Raw genomic sequence first — 22740 nt, forward strand, 5'->3', positions numbered from 1 at the left:
AAATCCCTATCCTGCATCGCTTTATAAACAAAGGCTTTCTGGCAACTAAAACGCTTGCCGGGCAAGGCTTTCGGCGATTTTCGCGTCACTAATACCAGTTCGTTGACTGGTATTATGGTGGTTATATAATGCGTTCACTTTCGACGGCCCGAGGTCGTCGTCCGACACCCGGAGGCACATGGAAACCGGCTGGTCCGAACTGGCGCCCGATCCCCTCGACGACACGCCGCTGTACCTGCAGCTCGCCCGCAACCTGGCGAGCGCGATTCACGCCGGCGCGTGGCGGGCCGGCGAGGCGCTGCCGTCGGAGCGGCTGCTGTCGGGAACGGTCGGCGTGTCGCGGATCACGGCCCGCCGTGCGCTCGCGCTGCTGGTCGAGCAGGGGCTGATCAAGCGGGCGCGCGGGGCGGGCAGCTTCATCACGCCGCGCGTTGCCGATCCGCTGTCGCGTCTCGTCGGCTTCACCGCGAAGATGCGGCAGCGCGGTTTCGTGCCCGATTCGGTGTGGCTGTCGCGAACGCTGCGCACCGCGAGCCGCGACGAGATCACGCGTCTCGGCCTCGCGCCGGGAGCGACGGTCGCGCGGCTCGAGCGGCTGCGCCGCGCCGACGGCATCGTGATGGCCGTCGAGCATTCGACGCTGCCGGCCGCGGTGGTGCCGGATCCGCAGGCGCTTGGCGCGTCGCTGTACGAATACCTCGACGCGCGCGGGATGACCGTCGTGCGCGCGCTGCAGCACTTTCGCGCGGCGAACGCGACGCACGAGATCGCGAAGTGGATGTCAGTGAAGCCGGGCTCGGCCCTGCTCGTGATCACGCGCATCGGCTACGGTGCCGACCAGCGCGCGATCGAAGTGTCCGAAACGTATTGCCGCGACGACTATTACGACTTCGTCGCCGAACTGAAACGCTGACGCGCGAGACTGCCCGCGCGCTACGCGCGGCGCAGCGCAACGAAGCACAACGATTTGCAAATCGCGACGCGGATGTCCGCGTCACCAGATCATCAAGAGAAACGTCATGCTGACTGGCAACATCCTTACCCCCGACGGCTGGATTCTCGGCTCGCTCGACAGCGAGAACGGCCGCATCACCACGCTCGACGGCACGCCCGCCGATCCCGCGAAGAACGATGCGCCGTACATCCTGCCCGGCTTCATCGACCTGCACGTGCACGGCGGCGGCGGCGCCGACGTGATGGAAGGCGGCGACGCGATCGAGACGATCGCACGCACACACGCGCAGTTCGGCACGACGAGCCTGCTCGCGACGACGATGACCGCGCCGCGCGACGAACTGATGCAGGTCGTCGCGAATCTCGGCACCGTCGCGCGCACCCGCACGCCGGGCGGCGCGCGCGTGCTCGGCGTGCATCTCGAAGGGCCGTACATCAACCCCGGCAAGCTCGGCGCGCAGCCGGACGCGGCCGTGTCGGCCGTGCTCGACGAAGTGCTGAAGTACCTGTCGATCGCGCCGATCCGGGTCGTCACGCTCGCGCCGGAAATCGCCGGTCACATCGAGATCATCGGCGAGATGGCCGCGCGCGGCGTGCGCGTGCAGCTCGGCCACTCGCTCGCGACCTACGACGACGCCGTCGCCGCGCTCAAGCACGGCGCATGCGGCTTCACGCACCTGTTCAACGCGATGTCGCCGCTGCATCACCGCAACCCGGGCCTCGTCGGCGCCGCACTCGCGCATGCCGAATACGCGGAAATCATCCCCGATCTGTTGCACGTGCACCCGGGCGCGATTCGTGCGGCGCTGCGCGCGATCCCGCGCCTGTACGTCGTGACCGACAGCACGTCCGCCACCGGCATGCCCGACGGCGAATACCGGCTCGGCAGCCAGCACGTGACCAAGTGCCTCGGCGGCGTGCGGCTGGCCGACGGCACGCTCGCCGGCAGCACGCTGACGATGGACCAGGCGCTGCGCAACCTCGTGTCGCTCGGCCTGCCGATCGCCGACGTGTCGAACCGGATGTCGCGCTATGCGGCCGACTACCTCGGCGTCACCGATCGCGGCCGCCTCGAGCGAGGCGCATGGGCCGACCTCGTGGTGTTCGATCGCGACCTGAACCTCACCGCGACCTACGTCGAAGGAGAATCGATTGTCGAATATGCTTAAGGAAGCGCGCGAGTCCGCCCAGGTCGTCGCCGCGCAACTCGCCGACACCACGCGCGTCGAAGCGCTCGCGGGCCAACTCCTCGATCACCCGCCGGCCGTCGCGCTGACGGTCGCGCGCGGCAGCTCGGATCACGCCGCCAGCTATTTCGCGAGCCTGACGATGAGCCGCCTCGGCGTGCCCGTCGCGTCGCTGCCGATGTCGGTCGCGACGCTGCAGCAGGCGCCGCTGAAGGTGCAGGATCAGCTCGCGATCGCATTTTCCCAGTCGGGCAAGAGCCCCGACCTCGTCAACACCATGGCCGCGCTGCGCGAAGCCGGCGCGCGCACCGTCGCCGCCGTCAACGTCCTGCCGTCGCCGCTCGCCGACGCGTGCGAGCACCAGTTGCCGCTGCTTGCCGGCCCCGAACTGTCGGTCGCCGCGACCAAGAGTTACATCGCGATGCTGTCGCTGTCCGCGCAGATCGTCGCGTACTGGCAGCGCGACGCCGCGCTGATGACGGCATTGCGCGGCCTGCCCGACGTGCTCGCGCAGGCCGGCCGGCTCGACTGGTCGCCGGCCGTTGCCGCGCTCGCGGGCATCGAGCGGATGATCGTGATCGGCCGCGGCCTCGGTCTTGCGATCGCTCAGGAAGCCGCGCTGAAACTGAAGGAAACCTCCGGCATCCAGGCCGAGGCATTCTCGAGCGCCGAAGTCCGTCACGGCCCGATGGAGCTGATCGACCGCGACTATCCGCTGCTCGTGTTCGCGCCGCCGGGCCCGGAGCAGGCCGGGCTGCTGCAGCTCGCGCAGGACATGCGCGCACGTGGCGCGGCCGTGCTGCTCGCGGCGCCCGCCGGCACGCCCGGCGCGACCTTGCCGCTCGCGCAGTCCGCCCATTCGGCGCTCGACCCGATCGCCGCCATTCTTTCGTTCTACGTGATGGCGGCGGATCTCGCCGTCGCGCGCGGCCGCAATCCCGACACGCCGCGCCACCTGAACAAAGTCACCGAAACGCACTGATAGCCGAGACAGCCGATGAGACGCGCCGAGGAGTCCCAGTTGAAGAGTTCCACCCATGATCAGATCGTCCTGCTTGCCCCGCTGACCGGGCCGATCGTCGCGCTGGCCGATGTGCCCGATCCGGTGTTCTCCGGCGGGATGTTCGGCGACGGCATCGGCATCGATCCGCTCGCGGGCCGGCTCGTCGCGCCGTGCGCCGGCATCGTGTCGCATCTCGCGCGCACCGGCCATGCGGTGACGATTACGACGCCGGAAGGCGCGGAAGTGCTGCTGCACATCGGCATCGACACCGTCGAGCTGAACGGGCAGGGCTTCGCCGCGCATGTCGAGGCCGGCGCGCGCGTCGAAGCGGGCGATCTGCTGATCGAGTTCGACCAGGACGCGGTTGCACGCAGCGCGCATTCGCTGGTCTCCGTGATCGCCATCGCGAACTCCGACGCGTTCGACGTCATCGAGCGCGCGAGCGGTTTCGCGACGGCCGGCGAGACGCCGTTGCTGACGCTGCGCGGCAAGGGCGAGGCCGCCGCGCAGGCGGCGCAGGCCGGCGCGGCGGCGATGAACGAAGTGCGCCGCAAGGTCGTGCTGACGCAGCCCGGTGGCCTGCATGCGCGCCCGGCCGCGCGGGCGCGCGAAGCCGCGCGCGGGCTCGACGCACATGTCGAAGTGCATTTCGACGGTCGCAAGGCGCCGATCGCAAGCGTGGTCGGCCTGCTCGGCCTCGGCGCCGGCGAAGGCGCGACGATCGAGCTGGTCGGCCGCGGTGCGCACGCGCAGCAAGCCGTCGAAGCGGTCGAGCACGAGTTGCTGCGCGAAGCGCACGGCGAGGTCGAGGAAAGGCCGGCGCGGCTCAAGTCGCCCGCACCGCAGCCGATCGTGCGCAACACCGGCGCAACACTCGATCCGAACACGCTCGCGGGCGTGTGCGCGGCGCCCGGCATCGCGGTCGGCACGCTGGTGCGTCTCGACGATGCGGATATCGTGCCGCCCGAGCAGGCGACCGGCACGCCCGCGTCGGAAAGCCGCCGGCTCGACCAGGCGCTGATGGCGGTCGACGCCGAACTCGACGAAACGGTGCGCAGCGCATCGGCGCGCGGCGCGGTTGGCGAAGCGGGGATCTTCGCGGTGCATCGCGTGCTGCTCGAGGACCCGACGCTGGTCGACGCGGCGCGCGATCAGATCAGCCTCGGCAAGAGCGCGGGCTTCGCATGGCGCGCGACGATCCGCACGCAGATCGACACGTTGTCGAAGCTCGACGACGCACTGCTCGCCGAGCGTGCGGCGGACCTCCGCGATATCGAGAAGCGCGTGCTGCGCGCGCTCGGCCACACGAGCGGCGCGACGCGCACGCTGCCCGACGAGGCCGTGCTCGCGGCCGAGGAATTCACGCCGTCGGACCTGTCGTCGCTCGATCGCCAGCGCGTGACCGCGCTCGTGATGGCACGCGGCGGCGCGACGTCGCATGCGGCGATCATCGCGCGCCAGCTCGGCATTCCGGCGCTCGTCGCGGTCGGCGACGCGCTGTACGCGGTTCCGGACGGCACGCAGGTCGTCGTCGATGCGAGCGCGGGCCGTCTCGAACACGCGCCGACCGCGCTCGACGTCGAACGCGCGCGCCACGAACGCCAGCGGCTGGACGGTGTGCGCGAAGCGAACCGGCAACTGGCCGGCGTCGCCGCCGCGACCGTCGACGGCCGCGCCATCGAGATCGCCGCGAACATCGCGACGCTCGACGACGCGAACACCGCGGTGGACAACGGCGCGGATGCGGTCGGCCTGTTGCGCACCGAGCTGATGTTCATCCATCGCCAGGCCGCACCGAGCGTCGTCGAGCACCAGCAGAGCTACCAGTCGATCGTCGACGCGCTGCAGGGCCGCACCGCGATCATCCGCACGCTCGACGTCGGCGCCGACAAGGAAGTCGACTACCTGACGCTGCCGCCCGAACCGAACCCGGCGCTCGGCCTGCGCGGCATTCGCCTCGCGCAGGTGCGCCCCGATCTGCTCGACGATCAGCTGCAGGGCCTGCTCGCGGTGAAGCCGTTCGGCGCGGTGCGCATCCTGCTGCCGATGGTGACGGATGCGGGCGAGCTCGTGCGGCTGCGCAAGCGTATCGACGAATTCGCGCGTGCGCAGGGCCGTACCGAGCCGATCGAAGTCGGCGTGATGATCGAGGTGCCGTCGGCGGCGCTGCTCGCCGACCAGCTCGCGCAGCATGCGGATTTCCTGTCGATCGGCACCAACGACCTGACGCAGTACACGCTCGCGATGGACCGCTGCCAGGCCGATCTGGCCGCGCAGTCCGACGGCCTGCATCCGGCCGTGCTGCGCCTGATCGACATCGCGGTGCGCGGCGCGGCGAAGCACGGCAAGTGGGTCGGCGTGTGCGGCGCGCTCGGCGGCGATCCGCTCGCGGTACCGATCCTCGTCGGCCTCGGCGTGACCGAACTGTCGGTCGACCCGGTGTCGGTGCCGGGCATCAAGGCGCGCGTGCGCCGTCTCGATTACCAGTTGTGTCGCCAGCGTGCGCAGGATCTGCTCGCACTCGACTCGGCACAGGCGGTAAGGGCAGCAAGCCGCGAGGTCTGGCCGCTCGACTGAACGTCGACGGCGGGCGCGCGAGCGTTTCACGACGCAAGCAATTAGGTCAACGACGATTAATGACGAGACATGGATTGGAGGACTGAATGGACGGGAATCCGTTTCTGAAGATACAGGGCCTGGGCCGGGCGCTGATGCTGCCGATCGCGGTGTTGCCGGTCGCCGGCATCCTGCTGCGGCTCGGACAGCCGGACGTGTTCAACATCAAGATGATCGCCGACGCCGGCGGCGCGATCTTCGACAACCTGCCGCTGCTGTTCGCAATCGGCGTGGCGGTCGGTTTCGCGAAGGACAACAACGGCGTGGCGGCACTCGCGGGTGCGATCGGTTACCTGATCGAAACCGCGATCATGAAGGATATCGATCCCAAGCTGAACATGGGCGTGCTGTCCGGGATCATCGCGGGCGTGGTCGCGGGCTTGCTGTACAACCGCTACAAGGACATCAAGCTGCCCGACTACCTCGCGTTCTTCGGCGGGAAACGGTTCGTGCCGATCATCACGGGGCTGGTCTGCGTGGTACTCGGCATCGTGTTCGGGTATGTGTGGCAGCCGGTCCAGCATGCGATCGACGCGGCCGGCCAGTGGCTGACGACGGCGGGCGCGATCGGTGCGTTCGTGTTCGGCTTCCTGAACCGCCTGCTGCTCGTCACGGGCCTGCACCACATCATCAATTCGCTCGCGTGGTTCGTGTTCGGCAACTTCACGCCGCCGGCCGGCGGCGAGCTCGTGCACGGCGACCTGCACCGCTTCTTCGCGGGCGATCCGACCGCGGGCACCTTCATGGCCGGCTTCTTCCCGATCATGATGTTCGGCCTGCCGGCCGCGTGTCTCGCGATGCTGCACGAAGCACCGAAGGAGCGCCGTGCGATGGTCGGCGGCCTGCTGTTCTCGATGGCGCTCACGTCATTCCTGACGGGTGTGACCGAGCCGATCGAATTCAGCTTCATGTTCCTCGCGCCGGTGCTGTACGTGATCCACGCGGTGCTCACGGGGCTGTCGCTCGCGATCTGCCAGATCCTCGGCGTGAAGCTCGGCTTCACGTTCTCGGCCGGCGCGATCGACTACGTGCTGAACTATGGGCTGTCGACGAAGGGCTGGATCGCGGTGCCGCTCGGTATCGCATACGGCGTCGCGTATTACGGGCTGTTCCGCTTCTTCATCCGCAAGTTCAACATGGCGACGCCGGGCCGCGAGCCGGCCTCGACCGACGCTGCGGCCGAGTCGTACGCATCGGGCGGCTTCGTCGCGCCGGCAGCTGGCGCGGCGGCGGCACCGCGTGCGCAGCGCTACATCGCCGCGCTCGGCGGCGCCGGCAACCTGACGGTCGTCGACGCATGCACGACGCGCCTGCGCCTGACCGTCGTCGATCCGGAGAAGGTGTCGGAGCCGGAACTGAAGTCGATCGGCGCGCGCGGCGTGCTCAAGCGCGGCGGCAACAGCGTGCAGGTGATCATCGGGCCCGAGGCCGACATCATCGCCGACGAGATGCGCTCGGCGATCAGCAGCGGCGCGACCATCGCGGCGGCGACGGCGACGGCCCCTGCAGCTCAGCCGGTCACGGGTGCGGCGGCCGGTCCGCTCGATCCCGATCCGCTGCGCTGGCTCGCGGTGTTCGGCGGTGCGACCAACGTCGCTTCGCTCGACGCGATCGCGACCACGCGCCTGCGCGTCGTCGTGCGTGACGCATCGGCGGTCGATCGCGATCGACTCGGCGCGCTCGATGTCGCATGGGTGTCGCCGGACACGTTCCACATCGTCTGCGGCAACGCGGCGGCACGCTACGCGGAACAGCTCGGCGCGCGCCTGACGTCGACGGGCGGCGGGGCGGCCCCGCAACCGGCCTGATCCGGCATGATGCGATGAGGCAGGCCCGGTCCGCGTGGCGGGTTCGGGCCGCCGGTCGGTAAAACGAGAACGGCTTGCGATGCGTCGCAAGCCGTTTTTTCTTGGCGGGGCGTGTGCGCGATGCATTCGTCCGCACCGCGCACCGTTTGCGTGGATCAGCAACCGCTCAGTTGCTCAAGCGCTTCACCGTTCACGGATTCGTCAGCGTGAAGGTCGGCTTCCGGTAGCCGATGCCGGCCCGGTCGAGCTTCGGCAATTCGCGCTGCGTGAGCAGCGTCGCGAAGCCGGCCCAGTCGCGCTGCAGCGCGGTCAGGTCGACGTGATGCGTGTCGCCGCGCTTGAAGCGCACGCCGGCCGCATACGGCAGCTCCCAGTCGGCCCGGTGCCATGCGCGCTCGGCGAGCGCGAGCAGCCGCGGATAGGCCATGTATTCGAGGAAGGTGTCGTTGCGCATCACCTCGCCCCACGCCTGCCCCTGCATGCCTTCGATGCGCGGCGCGGGGCCCGAGCCCGTCACCTCGAACGCGTTGCCGTCACGATCGCCCATCACTTCGGCGTTCTGCGGCAGGTTCTCGGGCGCGAACGAGAACACCTTGTACTCGTCCGTCGCGTGCGAGCCCCAGTAGTAGCCGCGCTCGCGCGGGTTGAGCGTGTACGGGAAGTCGAAGTACAGGTAGTCGGGCAGCGCGAGCACCGTCAGGTAGCCCTTGCCGCTCAGATCGCGCGCGCTGTCCGATGCGCCCCAGAAGATCGTGTCCCACAGCGACACCATCACGTGTCGCGTGCTGAAGTCCTGCGGCCCGTTCGCATGCTTGATGCCGTCCTGCCACGCGGCCATCGTGTCGATTCCGTTCGCGTCGACCGCCGCGCTCACCTGTTTCGCGAAACGCGTCGGCAACTCGTCGATCGACTTGATCTCGCCGCGCTGGAGCAGCGCCGTGCACGCGGGCGAACGCGCCCACGGTTTGTCCTGCGCGGCGACATCGATGCGCCCCTTGTTCGGGTCGGTGCCGTTCACGGGCTGGAAGCCCGCGCCGAGGAAAATGTTCTTCGCCTCGTCGCCGCCGTAGTGCCAGGTGTGCAGCGGCGCCTGCGCGTCCGCATGCATCGCCGCGATCTCGCGGATCACCTTCGATGCGAAATTGAGCGCGCCCGGCACGCACGGGTTCAGGTCGCTGCGCCGGTCGTAGAACTGCACCGTCGTCAGGTTCGTCGTGTCCTGCGGATCGAGCAGCCGGTACGCATTCGCTTCCTGCTCGCGGCCGGCCGCATGCAGCCGGCGGTAGCGCGCCTCCATCGTCACGACGGCCGCACGCGCATGCGCGGGCATGTCGATCTCGGGGATGATCGTGACGAAGCGGGCAGCTGCGTAGCGCACGAGCGCCACGTAGTCGTCGCGCGTCAGGTAGCCGCCGCCCGAGCGGTTGTCGGGGCCCGAGCCGAGTTGCGGCAGCAGGCAGCGTGTCTCGCTCGGGTCGTGACAGCGGCGTGAGCCGATTTCGGTCAGCTCCGGCAGGCCGGGAATCTCGATACGCCAGCCCTCGTCGTCGGACAGATGCAGGTGCAGGCGGTTGAGCTTGTACGCGCTCATCTGGTCGATCAGGCGACGCAGCGTCGCCGGGTGCTTGAAGTTGCGCGCGAGGTCGACGTGCATCCCGCGATGCGTGAAGCGCGGCGCATCCTCGACGAGCATCGCCGGGATCGGGCCGCCGCCGGCGGGCGCGAGCGAGTAGAGCGTCTGCACGCCGTAGTAGAGGCCCGCGCGATCGTAGCCTTCGATCAGCACGCCGCGCGGCCCGATCGCGAGCCGGTACCCGCCCGGCACCGCAATATCGGCCGGCAGCCGGCGCGGTGCGACGGCACCGCGGACCGGCACGCGCGCGCCGTCGAGCCCGAGTGTCGTCGCACGTTCGCGCAGCGCCGCGATCTGCACGTCCGGCAGCTCCGGCAGCGCGAGCTCGATGCCGCGCAGGTCGAGCGTGCCGGGCAGCCGCTGTTCGCGCTTCACGCTCGGCAGCGCGCGGCTCGCGTCGGGGCGTGCCGCCACGGGCGGCGCGTTGCCGGTCGAATTGTTTTGCGCGTCGGCCGGCAGCGATTCGACATAGCGGAGCTCGTCGTCGGTGTCGTTGTAGCGGAGCACGGCGGGCGGTGCGCCGTCGACGACGACGTACGGGCGCGGAATCACGTCGCTGTAGCGCAGCAGCCAGTATTCGGCGACGAACGGCAGTTCGATGCGTTCGCCGGGCGCAAGCCGCACCGAGCCCGGCTGCGGCGTCAGCTCGTACAGGTCGCCGGTGAGCCGCCGCAGCGCGAAGCCCGGATGATCGATTCGCAGCAGGCGTCGGATGCTGTGCAGGTACAGCTTCCAGCCGCCGTCGGCGATCGTCTGGTGGCCGCGGTTCTGCAGGATCAGGCGGCCGGTCGCGCAGGCCGCGCCGTCGGCGCCGAGATCGGCGCACGGCACGCCGGCCGCGGCCGCGTGGTTGTTGTCGACGGCGACGCGCAGCGCGAGGTCGTTCGACAGAAGCGTCGCGAGACTGGCCGCTTGCGCGGCTGGATGTGCGATGCCGGCAGTCGCGACGGCGGCGGTCGGCGTCGGCTGCGCGCCGATCGCGGCAGGCGGTAGCGCTGCGATGAACAGGCCGGCAACGAAGGATGGCAAGGTGTGCTTCATTCGAACTCCTGAGAAAAAAGTAGGCGTAGCGGCGTCGTGGGGGCGACGTCGCTGCGATCGGGGTCTTTCAATGGAGCTGCGGGAGAAACCCGCGCACGGGGCGATGCGGCTGCACCGCGCGCATTCGGCACGCAGGGGCGTGCGTTACGGAACGGGAGGCGGGCACGCGTGCCGATCGGATCGGCGGGGCGGCGTATGCGTGCTCATCGGCGGCGCACGGTAAACGCCGCGGCAACGATGCGGCCGCAGCAGGCCGCGTTCGACCGGCCGCGCATGATCGCAACGGCAGACGCTGCCGCATACGCATGGCAACTCGGCACGCAGGCGCGCGCCAGACACGGGATTCGCATGTCTCCCCCACCCGATGGATTCGGCCTGTCGGCGGCCGTGTTCAAAGATCTTATGAAACCTTTGATTGGTATTCAAGTGGTATCAATCTGGCGCTAAATTGGCATCGAGGAATCGCGGGTGCGCCGATGGTACGGACGAAAAAAAACCTCGCGTGACGCGAGGTTCGTTCCGGACGGGAGGGGCGGTGCGCCTCCCGCGCGCGGTCAGTCGCGACGTGCGCGCACCGGCGCTTCCTGCGGCTTCTGCCGCACTTCGAGCCACATCGCGTTGACGATGCCGAACGACAGCGCGACGCCGATACCGAGAATCCAGCTGAAATACCACATGATCCGACTCCTTGCGAAACGGTGGGCGAGGGCGCGCAGGCGCCCCGGCCGGGTTCAATACATCGAGTGCTTGTTCTCTTCGAGCGACTGATGCGTGACCTTGCCGCGCATCACGCGGTACACCCAGCTCGTGTAGAGCAGGATGATCGGCAGGAACACGATCACCGCGAACAGCATCACCTGCAGCGTCCTGTGGCTCGACGTCGAATCCCACACGGTCAGGCTGCTGCGCGGGTCGAGCGACGACGGCATGATGAACGGGAACATCGAGAAGCCTGCGGTCAGGATCACGCCGGCGATCATCAGGCCGGTGCAGAAGAACGCCGTCTTTTCCTGCTTCGAGCCGGCGAGCAGCAGCGCGAGCAGGCCGCCCGCGATCCCGACCACGGGTGCCGCGATCATCCACGGATACTCGCCGTAATTCGCGAGCCACAGGCCCGAGCCGGCGGCGACGTCCTTGAGCAGCGGGTTCGCGACCGTGTCGGTCGGCGCGGCGTGCGTGATGTGGAAGCCGCCGATGGTCGACGCGATCAGCACGCCGGCCAGCACGAACAGCACGACCGCGAGGAGCGCCGACACGCGCAGCGCGACCGACGCGCGGCGTGCGATCACGCCGTCGGTCTTCATCTTGATGAACGCGGCGCCGTGCGCGACCAGCATCGTGAGGCTGACGAGCCCGCAGAGCAGCGCGAACGGGTTCAGCAACGCCCAGAAGCCGCCGTAGTAGGTTACGCGCAGGTCGCTGTCGAACTTGAACGGCACGCCCTGCAGGAGGTTGCCGAACGCGACGCCGAACACCAGCGCCGGTACGAAGCCGCCGACGAACAGGCCCCAGTCCCAGCCCGCGCGCCAGCGCGGGTCGGGCCGCTTGCTGCGATAGTCGAAGCCGACCGGCCGGAAGAACAGCGCAAACAGCACGAGCAGCATTGCGAAGTAGAAGCCGGAGAACGACGCGGCATAGACGAGCGGCCAGGCGGCGAACATCGCGCCGCCGGCCGTGATCAGCCACACCTGGTTGCCTTCCCACGTCGCGCCGACCGTGTTGACGATGATGCGGCGCTCCTCGTCGGTCTTGCCGAGGAACGGCAGCAGCGCGGTCGCGCCCATGTCGAAGCCGTCGGTGACGGCGAAGCCGATCAGCAGCACGCCGACGAGCAGCCACCAGATCAGCTTGAGAGTTGCATAGTCCATAGCGATTCCTTGTTCCGTTTCAGGTGCGTGCTCAGGCCGGAGCGCGCTCGCTGGCCGCGGCGAGTTCGTGGTGATAGCGGCCGGTATGCAGCGACGACGGGCCGAGGCGTGCGTACTTGAACATCAGTTTGATCTCGATGATGAACAGCGCCGTGTAGAACGCGATGAAACCGGCGAGGCTCAGGTACAGGTCCGAGGGCGTGAGGCTCGACGCGGACAGATGCGTCGGCAGGATGCCCGCGATCGTCCAGGGCTGGCGGCCGAGCTCGGCGACGACCCAGCCGAATTCCGCGGCGAGCCACGGCAGCGGAATCGCCCACACCGCATAGCGCAGGAACCAGCGGCGGTTGTCCTGCAGCAGCTGGCGGCGCGCGCAGAACCAGAACGCGGCGACGAAGGTCGCGAGGAACAGGAAACCGAGGAACACCATGATCCGGAACGAGAAGAACACGGGCGCGACCGGCGGGATCGTCTTCTTCGCGGCGGCTTTGATCTGCTCGGGCGTCGCATCGACCACGTTCGGCGTGAACTGCTTGAGCATCAGCCCGTAGCCGAGATATTGCTTGTGCTGGTCGAACAGTTCGCGCGTGGCCGCGCTCGTGTCGCCTTCCTTCATCTTCTGCAGCGCGCCGTACGCGACCATCCCGCTCTGGATGTGCTCCTCGCTGTGCTTCGCGAGTTCGCGCAGGCCGACCACGGGTTCATCGACCGAGCGCGTCGCGATCAGGCCGAGCGCGTACGGAATCTTGATTGCGTAGTCGGTACGCTGTTCTTCCTGGTTCGGAAGGCCGATCAGCGTGAACGATGCGGGTGCCGGCTGCGTTTCCCATTCGGACTCGATCGCGGCGAGCTTCATCTTCTGCACTTCGCCGGTCGTGTAGCCCGACTCGTCGCCGAGCACGATCACGCAAAGCGTCGACGCGAGGCCGAAGCCGGCCGCGACCGCGAACGAGCGCAGCGCGAAATCGGTGTCGCGCTTTTTCAGCAGGTACCACGACGAGATGCCGAGCACGAACATCGCAGCCGTCACGTAGCCGGCCGACACCGTGTGCACGAATTTCACCTGCGCGACCGGGTTGAACAGCACGTCGAACAGGTTCGTCAGCTCCATGCGCATCGTCTGATAGTTGAACTCGGCGCCGACCGGGTTGTTCATCCAGCCGTTCGCGACGAGGATCCACAGCGCGGACAGGTTCGAGCCCAGCGCGACGAGGAACGTGACCATCAGGTGCTTGACCTTCGACAGGCGGTTCCAGCCGAAGAAGAACAGGCCGACGAACGTCGATTCGAGGAAGAACGCCATCAGCCCTTCGACCGCGAGCGGCACGCCGAAGATGTCGCCGACGTAGTGCGAGTAGTACGACCAGTTCGTGCCGAACTGGAATTCGAGCGTGATGCCGGTCGTCACGCCCATCGCGAAGTTGATCCCGAACAACTTGCCCCAGAACTGGGTCATGTCCTTGTAGACCTGTTTGCCGGTCATCACGTAGACGGCTTCCATGATGACGAGCAGCCAGGACAGGCCGAGCGTCAGCGGCACGAACAGGAAGTGGTAGAGCGCCGTGATGCCGAACTGCAGACGTGACAGATCGACGACTTCACTGCTTATCATGGTGGTCTCCCTCGGTAGGTGCGGGCGCCGGTACCGAGAGCAACTTCTCGGCGACGGCGGCAGGCGGAAGCGACATGTGCTCAGCCTGCGGATGATTGAAGAATGCGTATTTGAGCGACATCAAAAGGATCAGCTTGACGATCAACACCAGGGTGATGTCGCGGGCGAGGGTTGGCCCGCGAGCCCACGCGGCGATGCGCGCGCGCCAGCCGAGCGTGCCGGTGGCCTGCGGGGGAGGCGGCGCAGGCTCTTTATTGATCGAGATCAAGGTGATTATCCTGAATCGATTTACGTGGGTTTTGGGGCGACTCTACGTCGGATTTATGACGGCGGTTAAGCTGTTTTAATCCTTTTAAGCCGACATGCCAATTTTAAAATGCCGGCTTTCCGATGCCGAGTGCTGCGCTGCGGCAGACCGTCGCGAAGCGCATGTCAAAACTTGAGGTAGATCAAGGTTATGCGGAAGGGGCCGGAATTTGCCCGATACCCGATCAATACGGTCGATTAACGCGGCGCGATCGAGGCGAAATAACAGACGAAAAAAAACCGCTGCCGGGCGGGCAGCGGTTTTGGGTAAAGCGCTCTAAATCAGGGAGTCAGGCGTATTCGGCGAGTGCCGTGCGCATCTTTTTCATGGCGCTCGCTTCGATCTGGCGGATGCGTTCCGCCGACACACCGAACTCGGCCGCGAGATCGTGCAGCGTCGAGCCGCCCGAGCCGTCGTCGTCGACGTTCAGCCAGCGCGCCTCGATGATCCGGCGGCTGCGCGCGTCGAGCGCCTCGAGCGCCTGCGCGATGCCGTCCGTCTGCAGCATGTCGCGCTGACGCGCGGCGAGCACGGCGGTCGGCTCGTTGTGCGAATCGGCCAGGTAGGCGATCGGTGCGTACGACTCCTCGCCGTCTTCCACTTGGCCCTCGAGCGCGATGTCGCCGCCCGACAGACGCGTTTCCATCTCGGTCACGTCTTCGCGCTTGACGTTGAGCTCCTGCGCGAGGCCGTCGATTTCCTCGGGCGTCATCGCCTGCATGCTCTTCTTGTGGCTGCGCAGGTTGAAGAACAGCTTGCGCTGCGCCTTCGTCGTCGCGACCTTCACCATCCGCCAGTTGCGCAGGATGTACTCGTGGATCTCGGCCTTGATCCAGTGGATCGCATACGACACCAGGCGCACGTTTTGCGCCGGGTCGAAACGTTTCACAGCCTTCATCAGGCCGATATTGCCTTCCTGGATCAGGTCGCCGTGCGGCAGGCCGTAGCCGAGGTAGTTGCGCGCGATCGACACGACGAGCCGCAGATGCGACAGCACGAGGCGGCGTGCCGAGTCGAGGTTGTTGTCTTCGCGGAATTCGGTCGCGTACTGGCGTTCCTCTTCGGCGGTCAGGAGCGGGATCCGGTTGACGGCCTGGATGTACGCGTCGATGTTGCCAAGCTGGCCCGGCAACATCGATTGAGTTGCGAGCGCCAGCGAGCCTGCCGATTCGGCCTTGGCCGGCGTCGGGCTCAGGGTGTTCGGAAGGGTCAGGGCGTAGCTCACTAAAAAACTCCTTTGGAATCAGGGACAAACCCCTAGTCTCGGATGAGATTCCGAGGCTCATCTTAGCACTCCCGTAATCTGAGTGCTAATTCCTTAGAGGGGGCGGGGGCATCCAAGTTCCCGATTCTCTATCGAACTTGTCGAATCGATAGTCTAATTTGCGACAAGGCTGACCGGAGGAAGTTCCGTAAGTTGTTGTTTCTGATAGTAATCAGTAGACGGTTTCGATTTTTGTAGTTTTGGAAGCAAACAATTTCGCTTCGTGATGCCGATCCGAAAAGTCCTTTACCATACCATTCAGTTCGCTCGGGCCCGGCCGCTGCGGCAAGGCTCCATTCAATCCACAAAGTTGGAGTGTCTGATGAACAATAAGAAGAATTGCCGGCCCCGTAGCCGGCTTGCGCTGCATGCGCTGCTGGCGGCGTCGCTGCTGGGCGGATCGGGTGCGGCGTTCGCGGATCGATGGGGAATCCAGGCGGGCGGCGGGTTTTCCGATCGCCACGGGATCGACAAGGCCGATCTCGGCGTCGTGTGGGATCCGGGCTGGAACTGGTGGGAAATCGGCGGCTGGCACTTCGCGTTCGTGATGGAAGGCCACGCCGGCTACTGGCACACGGGCGGCAATGTTCATGGCAGCATCGGTGAATTCGGCGCGACGCCGATGTTCCGCTTCATCAAGAGCGCGGGCCAGGTACGTCCGTTCATCGAGGCCGGCGCCGGCATCCGCTTCCTGACTTCCCCGACGATCTCCAACAAACTGTCGCTGGCGACGTCGTTCCAGTTCGTGGACGTCGCCGGTGTCGGCGCGCAGTTCGGAGAACGGCAACAGTACCAGCTCGGCTACCGTTTTCAACATGTGTCTAACGCGGGTATCAAAGAGCCGAATCCTGGTATAAATTTCCACCAGTTCTACGTGCAGTACAACTTCTGATCCGCACGCCCGCGCACGGCGGGCGCGTTGCCGAGGAGTCAGGCGATGGCGAAGGTGGTCGATGCGATTCGCGCACTCGAGCGCGATCGGTTCCGGGCGATGGTCGACGGGGACGGCGAGGCGCTCGATGCGCAATTGTCGGACAAGGTGTTCTTCGTGCACACCAACGGCAAACGCGAAACCAAGCAGCAGTTCATCGACGCCATCGTCGCCGGCCGCCGCCGCTATCGCCAGATCGAAATCCAGTCGCAGGATCTGCTTCCCGTCGGTGACGCAACCTGCGTCGTCACCGGGCGCGCTCTGATCGAGATGGAAACGAACAACGGCGGGCTGGTGTTTCCGATCGCCTATACCGCCGTCCATACCCATGAGCAGGGGCAGTGGCGTCTGCTGGCGTGGCAGGCGACGCGGTGCGCGACCGAGACATGAGCGCGCGTGGCGCTCCTTTTTCGTGTCCCGACCGAAGCGGCCTTCTGGGCCGCTTTTTATTGCCCGTGCGGCGCGGATTGCGCGCAGCACGGGCGGTCACGCACCGCTCGCTTGACGTTTGAACCCTGAAGCGAAAACCTGCCGGTCAGGCCGCCGCACGGCGGTCGGCGCACTGCCAGGCCGAACGGTTGATCGCGCTGACGACCGCATCGAGCGCGGCGCTCGTCGCATCGGCATGCACTCCGACGCCGTGCCGCAGCGGCGCATCGCCGACCCGGCAGCCGACCGATACCGCGATTCGTCCGTCCGTCGTGCGCGCGTGTTCGCACGAGGCGACGTCGACTGTCGCGCCGGCCGCCGTCGCGAAGGCCGCGGCCATTCGTTGCACGACCTCTTCCGGTGTCGCGTCGGCCGGCGGTGCGCCCGCGATGTCGCGGTTCTGCCAGCGTGCGGCGTCGCCGTGGCGCGCGGCCGGACCGTCGGTCTCGAAGAATTCGCGGGCGAACAGCGCGCAGATCGCGTCGCCGGTCACTTCCTCGCCGGAGACATCGGCGAGTGTCTGCACCGCGTGGCTGAATTCGATCTGCACGCGCCGCGTCGGCGTGAAGCCCATCCCGCGTTCGAGCAGGAACGTCGCGCCGCCCTTGCCGGACTGGCTGTTCACGCGAATGACCGCGTCATAGCTGCGGCCCAGATCGGCCGGGTCGATCGGCAGGTAAGGCACCTCCCACACCGCGTCGGGGCGCTGCTGCGCGAAGCCCTTGCGGATCGCATCCTGGTGCGAGCCCGAGAACGCGGTGAATACGAGGTCGCCTGCGTACGGATGGCGCGGATGCACCGGAATCTGGTTGCAGCGCTCGACCACGCGGCGCACCGCGTCGATGTCGGAGAAATCGAGGCCCGGATCGATGCCCTGCGTATAGAGGTTCAGCGCGAGCGTGACGAGATCGACGTTGCCGGTGCGCTCCCCATTGCCGAACAGGCAGCCCTCGATGCGGTCGGCTCCCGCGAGCAGCGCGAGTTCCGCGGCCGCGACCGCGGTGCCGCGATCGTTGTGCGGATGCACGGACAGCACGATGCTGTCGCGATACGCGAGGTTGCGGTCCATCCACTCGATCTGGTCGGCGAACACGTTCGGACTCGCGGCTTCGACGGTCGCCGGCAGGTTGACGATCATCTTGTGATCGCGGGTCGGACGCCACGCCTGCGCGACCGCGTCGCACACCTCGCGCGCGAACGTCAGCTCGGTCATGCTGAAGGTTTCCGGTGAGTACTGGTAGGTCCAGTGCGTGTCCGGGCGGGCCGCCGCGTGTTCCTTGATGAGTCGCGTGCCCTCGACCGCGAGCGCCTTCACGTCGTCCTTCGACATCCCGAACACGATGCGCCGGAACGACGGGCAGATCGCGTTGTACAGGTGCACGATCGCGCGCGGCACGCCTTCGAGCGCGTCGAAGGTGCGCGCGATCAGGTCTTCACGCGACTGCACGAGCACTTCGATCGTCACGTCGTCGGGAATGCGCTTATCGTCGATCAGCTTGCGGACGAAATCGAAATCGGTTTGCGACGCCGACGGAAAACCGACTTCGATCTCCTTGAAACCGATCGCGACCAGCATGTCGAAGAATTCCAGCTTCTGTTCGATGCTCATCGGCTCGATCAGCGACTGGTTGCCGTCGCGCAGGTCGGTGCTCATCCAGACCGGCGCACGCTCGATGGTGCGGGTCGGCCAGCGGCGGCCATTGATGCGGACGGGTTCGAACGGACGGTACTTGTCTTGCGGGTTGCGCTTCATCTTCTGGACCTCGGGTCTCAAGTCGCGAGCGAAGACGGGCGGCATGGGCGACGGGTGGCGCTGCCTCGCACCGTGGCGCCGGAAACGCGCTGCGGATGCGGATGATCTTCGCGAATCGGCCGACGGATAGACGGACGAATGCTGACGACTTCGGGTTGTAAAAACTGCGAGAAGGGTGCTGCGAGGAACTGCAGGGAGGGACCGTGCGGACAGCACACGGCGCTACGACAGCCTTAGGCTAGTCGTAGCGATAGCGACCGCGCTAGGCGGCCGGAGGTAATTCGGAGGGTGTTCGGAAAGGAACGCATGGCGACAACTCTATGTCAGGAAGCATGCGCGTGTCAAATGGTCGGTTGAAACGCCGGCGCGACGGCGTGCCGGCCCGGGACGCCGGTCACGGTGCGAGCCGGGCTGTCCGCTCGATTCGTACGATCCGCACGATCGTCTCGACCTGCCGCGCAAGCGTGTCGGGTACCGGAATTTCGCCGCGCAGCACGGCGTCCGTCCACGCGGCCGTGGTGGCCGCGTCGCGCGATTCGGGCAGCGCCACAGGCGGCGCGTCGCTCGACGAGCGCTCCGGCTCGATCAGCGTGTCGCACACGCCGTCGTGCAGCCAGTCGACCTGCACCTGGCGCCGCGTGTCGGCCACCGCTTCGCCTTCGGTGCCGCGCGCGAGCAGCGCGCCGCCCAGTGCGGCGTCCGGATGATCGCGGAACAGTTGCGCGAGGCTGTCGCGGTACGGCGGATGCGTGTAGTTGACGAGCCGCAGCCCGGCCGGCGCGAACGGCTGCAGGATCTTCACGAGCGTGTGCGTCGAGTTGCGCACGCCGAGCACGCCGCGCAGCGACAGCAGACGCGCGATGCGCGGCGCCAGCGCGTCAATGGGCGCGAACGCGACGCGGCGCTCCGCGAGCGTGTCCTCGATCGCGTCGTGCGATGTCGACGGCGGGATCGACAGCGCAGAGAAGATCTCCGCGCTCGTCACGCGGCCCGGATCGCGCTCGACACCGTGTACGAGCACCGGTACGCCTTCGCGCGCGAGCAGCAGCGCGAGCAGCGGCACCAGGTTCGGCTGCTTGCGCGCGCCGTTGTAGCTCGGGATCGACACCGGGCGGAACGCGGCGTCCTGCACGTGCACGGGTTCGAACGACGCCTGCGCGGCGGCGAGCATCGCGGCCAGTTCGTCGGCGCTTTCGCCCTTCAGGCGATAGGCGATCAGGATCGCGCCGAGTTCGACGTCCGACACGCGCGCATCGAGCATCGCGCGATAAAGCTCGAACGTGTCTTCGGCGGACAGCGCGCGTGCGCCGTGCGGGCCGCGGCCGATTTCCTTGATGAAGCGGGCGCAAGGAAACGGCGAGGCTGCTGGGTCGAGGGGAGCGGTCATCGGGGCGTGGGGCGGGCGGCCGGCATCGGGCCGCGCGGTGAGCGGTGAGGAATGCCCCGAGTATCGCACGGGCACGGCCGCGCGCGCCGATGCGGCGCGGCGCGCTAAACTCGGGTTCCCGGCGGTGCCGCGTGCGTCGCGGACGCAGTCGCCGGCCGAATACGAACCAGAGAGACATCCCATGAAGCTCTACAGCTATTTCCGCAGTTCCGCGTCGTACCGCGTGCGGATCGCCCTGAACCTGAAGCAGCTGCCGTACGACACGGTTCCCGTGCACATGCTGCGCGACGGCGGCGAGCAATTGAAGGACGCCTACCGCGCGGTGAATCCGGATGCGGTCGTGCCGACGCTGGTCGACGGCAATGCCACGCTGCAGCAATCGCTCGCGATCATCGAATATCTCGAGGAAACGCATCCCGAACCGGCGCTGTTGCCAAAGCAGCCGGTCGACCGCGCATATGTGCGGGCGATTGCGCTGCAGGTCGCGTGCGAGATCCATCCGCTGAACAACCTGCGCGTGCTCAAGTACCTGAAGCACTCGCTGAAGGTGTCCGAGGAAGCGAAGAACGACTGGTACCGGCACTGGATCGAGGCGGGTTTCGCATCGCTGGAGACGCGCCTCGCGAACGATCCGCGCACCGGCAAGCTGTGCTTCGGTGACACGCCGACGCTCGCCGATATCTGCATCGTGCCGCAGGTGTTCAACGCGAACCGTTTCTCGATCGACACGACGCGCTTTCCGACGATCCAGCGGATCGCCGATCATGCGTCGACGCTGGACGCGTTCAAGGCCGCCGAGCCCGGCGCGCAGCCCGACGCCGAATGACGCCGAATGACGCCGTGGGTCAGCCAGCCGCCGGCTGACGGCTTCCGGACGTGCATGAAAAAAGGGCGCCCGAAGGCGCCCCGTGCGGTGCGGGCCGGCGGCGTTCAGTCGAGCAGCGCGTCCGCGAATTCGACTGCGCTGAACGGCTGCAGGTCCTCGACTTTCTCGCCGACGCCGATGAAGTAGACGGGCACCGGGCGCTGCCGCGCGATCGCGGCGAGAATGCCGCCCTTCGCGGTGCCGTCGAGCTTCGTGACGATCAGGCCCGTGAGGCCGAGTGCATCGTCGAATGCCTTCACCTGCGTGAGCGCGTTCTGGCCCGTGTTCGCGTCGATCACGAGCAGCACCTCGTGCGGCGCGCCATCGTGCGCCTTCGAGATCACGCGCTTCACCTTCTTCAGCTCTTCCATCAGGTGCAGCTGCGTCGGCAGGCGGCCGGCCGTGTCGGCCATCATCACGTCGATCCTGCGCGCGCGCGCCGCGCTGACCGCGTCGAAGATCACGGCGGCCGGGTCGCCGCTTTCCTGCTGGACGACCGTCACGTTGTTGCGCTCGCCCCAGACTGCCAGTTGTTCGCGCGCGGCCGCGCGGAACGTGTCGCCCGCAGCCAGCAGCACCGACTGGTCGAAGCTCTGCAGGTGCTTCGCGAGCTTGCCGATGCTGGTGGTCTTGCCTGCGCCGTTCACGCCCGTGATCATCATCACGAGCGGCTGCGCGCGGCCGAGCATCAGCGATTTCTCGAGCGGCTTTAGCAGTTCGACGAGCAGGTCGTGCAGCGCGCCCTTCACCTGCTGCGGATCGGTCAGCCGGCCCGCGCGCACCTTCTCGCGCAGCGCGCCGAGCAGGTACTCGGTCGCATCGACGCCGGCGTCGGACATCAGCAGCGCGGCCTCGAGCTCTTCGTACAGGTCCTCGTCGATCTTCGTATTGACGAATACGCCGGTGATGCTCGAGCCCGTCTTCGCGAGGCCCGACTTCAGGCGCGCGAGCCACGATTTCTTCGCGGAGGCGTCCTGCGTCGGCGGCGGCACGATCTCGACCGCTTCGACGACTTCGTCGCTGCCGTCGTTGGTCGGCGTGACCGTCATCACGACGGCAGGCGCGGCCTGCTGCGGTTGCGCGGGTGCTTGCGGTGCTTCGATCGCCTGGCGCGTGTCGGACGGTTCGTCCGGTTGCGGTGCATCGATCGATTGCGATTCCGCGGAGTCGGGCTCCTGCGTTTTCTTGAATCGTTTGAAGAAGCTGAACATGGTCTGACGTCGGGAAGAGGGCGGGGCGCCGCTAGGGCGCAGCGCCGGACGGGCCGTCGTGCGTGCGCATGGCGGCCGAAACCGTGCATTTTATCAGTGCGGCGGCGCACTCGCGTCAGCCGGTGCCGCCGCTGTGGTAACGTGCGCCTGTTTGGCGGTGCGCCCTCCTGCGCACCCGGTCCCCCCGTTGTCGATATTCCGTATGTCCCGTTCCTCTTCCGGCCGCCCGACGGCCCCCCCTGGCCGCGGCAAGCCGCACACGATCCGCATCATCGGCGGTGACTGGAAACGCACGCCGCTCGCCGTGCTCGATCTCGACGGCCTGCGGCCGACGCCCGATCGCGTGCGCGAGACGCTGTTCAACTGGCTCGGCCAGGATCTCGAAGGCCGGCGCTGCCTCGACCTGTTCGCGGGCACCGGTGCGCTCGGGTTCGAGGCCGCGTCGCGCGGCGCGACGAGCGTCGTGATGGTCGAGCGCCACCCGCGCGCGGCGCAGCAACTGCGCGCGATCAAGGACAAGCTCGGCGCACGCTCGGTCGAGGTCGCGGAAGCCGACGCGCTGCGGCTCGCGGCCGGGCTGACCCCGGGTGCGTTCGACGTCGTGTTCCTCGATCCGCCGTTCGGTGAGCCGGCCGTACTCGATCGCGCGATCGCGCTGGCGGCGCCGCTCGTCGCGCCGGAGGGCGCCCTGTACGTCGAGACGGGCGCGGAGCTTGACCCGGCCGCGCACGAAGCGCTGGCCGGTTGGCAGGTGGTGAAGCACGGCAAGGCGGGTGCGGTTCACTTTCATTTGCTGCGGCGCGAAAATGATGAATAATGCGCGTTCCATACGAGGCGGCGCGCCGCAAAGGCGACGCATGCCCATCTCGGC

The 22740-nt window shown here is 67.4% G+C and carries 18 protein-coding genes; 9 read left to right on the top strand and 9 right to left on the bottom strand.

Translation table 11 applies throughout. The annotated features are described in order from the left end of the window. The first annotated feature begins 178 nt into the window (after window positions 1–178). The 5 genes from DIE08_RS12145 (at window position 179) to nagE (ending at window position 7568) form a co-directional block, all read left to right on the top strand. Window positions 179–913 carry a GntR family transcriptional regulator gene (locus DIE08_RS12145; protein WP_059599884.1) on the top strand — a complete coding sequence of 245 codons (735 nt, stop codon included), beginning with the start codon at window positions 179–181 and terminating at the stop codon, window positions 911–913. A gap of 106 nt (window positions 914–1019) precedes the next feature. Next, the gene (nagA, locus tag DIE08_RS12150; RefSeq protein ID WP_059819816.1) at window positions 1020–2123 is read left to right on the top strand and encodes an N-acetylglucosamine-6-phosphate deacetylase; all 1104 of its coding nucleotides are present in this window, start codon (window positions 1020–1022) and stop codon (window positions 2121–2123) included. Beyond that, the gene (locus tag DIE08_RS12155) at window positions 2116–3123 is read left to right on the top strand and encodes an SIS domain-containing protein (RefSeq protein WP_059599886.1); all 1008 of its coding nucleotides are present in this window, start codon (window positions 2116–2118) and stop codon (window positions 3121–3123) included. Before nagA ends, DIE08_RS12155 begins: the two co-directional genes overlap by 8 nt. A 15-nt stretch (window positions 3124–3138) precedes the next feature. After that, the gene (gene ptsP / locus DIE08_RS12160; protein ID WP_124902028.1) at window positions 3139–5721 is read left to right on the top strand and encodes a phosphoenolpyruvate--protein phosphotransferase; all 2583 of its coding nucleotides are present in this window, start codon (window positions 3139–3141) and stop codon (window positions 5719–5721) included. 86 nt (window positions 5722–5807) lie between these two features. Continuing rightward, window positions 5808–7568 carry an N-acetylglucosamine-specific PTS transporter subunit IIBC gene (nagE, locus tag DIE08_RS12165; protein WP_124902029.1) on the top strand — a complete coding sequence of 587 codons (1761 nt, stop codon included), beginning with the start codon at window positions 5808–5810 and terminating at the stop codon, window positions 7566–7568. Window positions 7569–7758: 190 nt separating this feature from the next. Here nagE and DIE08_RS12170 read toward each other — a convergent pair whose 3' ends face one another. The 6 genes from DIE08_RS12170 to rpoH form a co-directional block, all read right to left on the bottom strand. Continuing rightward, window positions 7759–10242 (bottom strand): family 20 glycosylhydrolase, encoded by a 2484-nt coding sequence (locus DIE08_RS12170; RefSeq protein WP_124902030.1) that lies wholly within the window; start codon window positions 10240–10242, stop codon window positions 7759–7761. A 554-nt stretch (window positions 10243–10796) separates the two neighbouring features. Next, window positions 10797–10919: a cytochrome bd-I oxidase subunit CydX gene (cydX, locus tag DIE08_RS12180; protein WP_059598852.1), complete on the bottom strand. Its 123-nt coding sequence runs from the start codon at window positions 10917–10919 to the stop codon at window positions 10797–10799. 54 nt (window positions 10920–10973) lie between these two features. Next, window positions 10974–12110 (bottom strand): cytochrome d ubiquinol oxidase subunit II, encoded by a 1137-nt coding sequence (cydB, locus tag DIE08_RS12185; RefSeq protein ID WP_059598851.1) that lies wholly within the window; start codon window positions 12108–12110, stop codon window positions 10974–10976. Between the two features lie 31 nt (window positions 12111–12141). Then, on the bottom strand, window positions 12142–13722 hold the full coding sequence (locus DIE08_RS12190) for a cytochrome ubiquinol oxidase subunit I (protein WP_124626318.1): 1581 nt from the start codon (window positions 13720–13722) through the stop codon (window positions 12142–12144). Next, window positions 13709–13990, bottom strand: a complete 282-nt coding sequence (gene cydP / locus DIE08_RS12195) for a cytochrome oxidase putative small subunit CydP (protein ID WP_059598849.1) — start codon at window positions 13988–13990, stop codon at window positions 13709–13711. Before cydP ends, DIE08_RS12190 begins: the two co-directional genes overlap by 14 nt. A 328-nt stretch (window positions 13991–14318) precedes the next feature. Next, a complete protein-coding gene (gene rpoH, locus DIE08_RS12200) occupies window positions 14319–15254 on the bottom strand; it encodes an RNA polymerase sigma factor RpoH (RefSeq protein WP_059541288.1) in 936 nt (311 codons plus the stop codon). A 361-nt stretch (window positions 15255–15615) separates the two neighbouring features. Here rpoH and DIE08_RS12205 point away from each other — a divergent pair, with 361 nt between their 5' ends. Further along, on the top strand, window positions 15616–16185 hold the full coding sequence (locus tag DIE08_RS12205) for an acyloxyacyl hydrolase (RefSeq protein WP_124626314.1): 570 nt from the start codon (window positions 15616–15618) through the stop codon (window positions 16183–16185). A gap of 45 nt (window positions 16186–16230) precedes the next feature. Next, a complete protein-coding gene (locus DIE08_RS12210) occupies window positions 16231–16614 on the top strand; it encodes a nuclear transport factor 2 family protein (protein ID WP_059464474.1) in 384 nt (127 codons plus the stop codon). Window positions 16615–16759: 145 nt separating this feature from the next. Here the strand turns inward: DIE08_RS12210 and leuA are convergent, their stop codons facing one another. Both leuA and ybiB read right to left on the bottom strand, forming a co-directional pair. After that, complete coding sequence (gene leuA / locus DIE08_RS12215) at window positions 16760–18406, bottom strand: 2-isopropylmalate synthase (RefSeq protein WP_124902031.1); 1647 nt, start codon at window positions 18404–18406, stop codon at window positions 16760–16762. A 394-nt stretch (window positions 18407–18800) separates the two neighbouring features. Then, entirely contained in the window at window positions 18801–19793 is a 993-nt protein-coding gene (ybiB, locus tag DIE08_RS12220; protein WP_124902032.1) for a DNA-binding protein YbiB, read from the bottom strand. 181 nt (window positions 19794–19974) lie between these two features. Between ybiB and maiA the strand changes: the two genes are divergently transcribed. Beyond that, window positions 19975–20619: a maleylacetoacetate isomerase gene (maiA, locus tag DIE08_RS12225; RefSeq protein WP_124902033.1), complete on the top strand. Its 645-nt coding sequence runs from the start codon at window positions 19975–19977 to the stop codon at window positions 20617–20619. A 104-nt stretch (window positions 20620–20723) separates the two neighbouring features. Here the strand turns inward: maiA and ftsY are convergent, their stop codons facing one another. Beyond that, window positions 20724–21869 carry a signal recognition particle-docking protein FtsY gene (gene ftsY, locus DIE08_RS12230; protein ID WP_059598844.1) on the bottom strand — a complete coding sequence of 382 codons (1146 nt, stop codon included), beginning with the start codon at window positions 21867–21869 and terminating at the stop codon, window positions 20724–20726. A 202-nt stretch (window positions 21870–22071) separates the two neighbouring features. Between ftsY and rsmD the strand changes: the two genes are divergently transcribed. Then, window positions 22072–22686 (top strand): 16S rRNA (guanine(966)-N(2))-methyltransferase RsmD, encoded by a 615-nt coding sequence (rsmD, locus tag DIE08_RS12235; protein WP_124902034.1) that lies wholly within the window; start codon window positions 22072–22074, stop codon window positions 22684–22686. Window positions 22687–22740 lie beyond the last annotated feature (54 nt).

This window comes from Burkholderia sp. Bp9004 (assembly GCF_003858025.1).
Lineage (GTDB): Bacteria > Pseudomonadota > Gammaproteobacteria > Burkholderiales > Burkholderiaceae > Burkholderia > Burkholderia diffusa.

Bases quoted from the DNA above. Each gene is read 5' to 3' on its own strand.
- cydB (WP_059598851.1), bottom strand. From the start codon at position 12,110: ATGGACTATGCAACTCTCAAGCTGATCTGGTGGCTGCTCGTCGGCGTG.
- nagA (WP_059819816.1), top strand. From the start codon at position 1,020: ATGCTGACTGGCAACATCCTTACCCCCGACGGCTGGATTCTCGGCTCG.
- DIE08_RS12155 (WP_059599886.1), top strand. From the start codon at position 2,116: ATGCTTAAGGAAGCGCGCGAGTCCGCCCAGGTCGTCGCCGCGCAACTC.
- nagE (WP_124902029.1), top strand. From the start codon at position 5,808: ATGGACGGGAATCCGTTTCTGAAGATACAGGGCCTGGGCCGGGCGCTG.
- ptsP (WP_124902028.1), top strand. From the start codon at position 3,139: ATGAGACGCGCCGAGGAGTCCCAGTTGAAGAGTTCCACCCATGATCAG.
- cydX (WP_059598852.1), bottom strand. From the start codon at position 10,919: ATGTGGTATTTCAGCTGGATTCTCGGTATCGGCGTCGCGCTGTCGTTC.
- maiA (WP_124902033.1), top strand. From the start codon at position 19,975: ATGAAGCTCTACAGCTATTTCCGCAGTTCCGCGTCGTACCGCGTGCGG.
- rsmD (WP_124902034.1), top strand. From the start codon at position 22,072: ATGTCCCGTTCCTCTTCCGGCCGCCCGACGGCCCCCCCTGGCCGCGGC.
- DIE08_RS12210 (WP_059464474.1), top strand. From the start codon at position 16,231: ATGGCGAAGGTGGTCGATGCGATTCGCGCACTCGAGCGCGATCGGTTC.
- DIE08_RS12145 (WP_059599884.1), top strand. From the start codon at position 179: ATGGAAACCGGCTGGTCCGAACTGGCGCCCGATCCCCTCGACGACACG.
- ftsY (WP_059598844.1), bottom strand. From the start codon at position 21,869: ATGTTCAGCTTCTTCAAACGATTCAAGAAAACGCAGGAGCCCGACTCC.
- leuA (WP_124902031.1), bottom strand. From the start codon at position 18,406: ATGAAGCGCAACCCGCAAGACAAGTACCGTCCGTTCGAACCCGTCCGC.
- DIE08_RS12170 (WP_124902030.1), bottom strand. From the start codon at position 10,242: ATGAAGCACACCTTGCCATCCTTCGTTGCCGGCCTGTTCATCGCAGCG.
- DIE08_RS12190 (WP_124626318.1), bottom strand. From the start codon at position 13,722: ATGATAAGCAGTGAAGTCGTCGATCTGTCACGTCTGCAGTTCGGCATC.
- ybiB (WP_124902032.1), bottom strand. From the start codon at position 19,793: ATGACCGCTCCCCTCGACCCAGCAGCCTCGCCGTTTCCTTGCGCCCGC.
- DIE08_RS12205 (WP_124626314.1), top strand. From the start codon at position 15,616: ATGAACAATAAGAAGAATTGCCGGCCCCGTAGCCGGCTTGCGCTGCAT.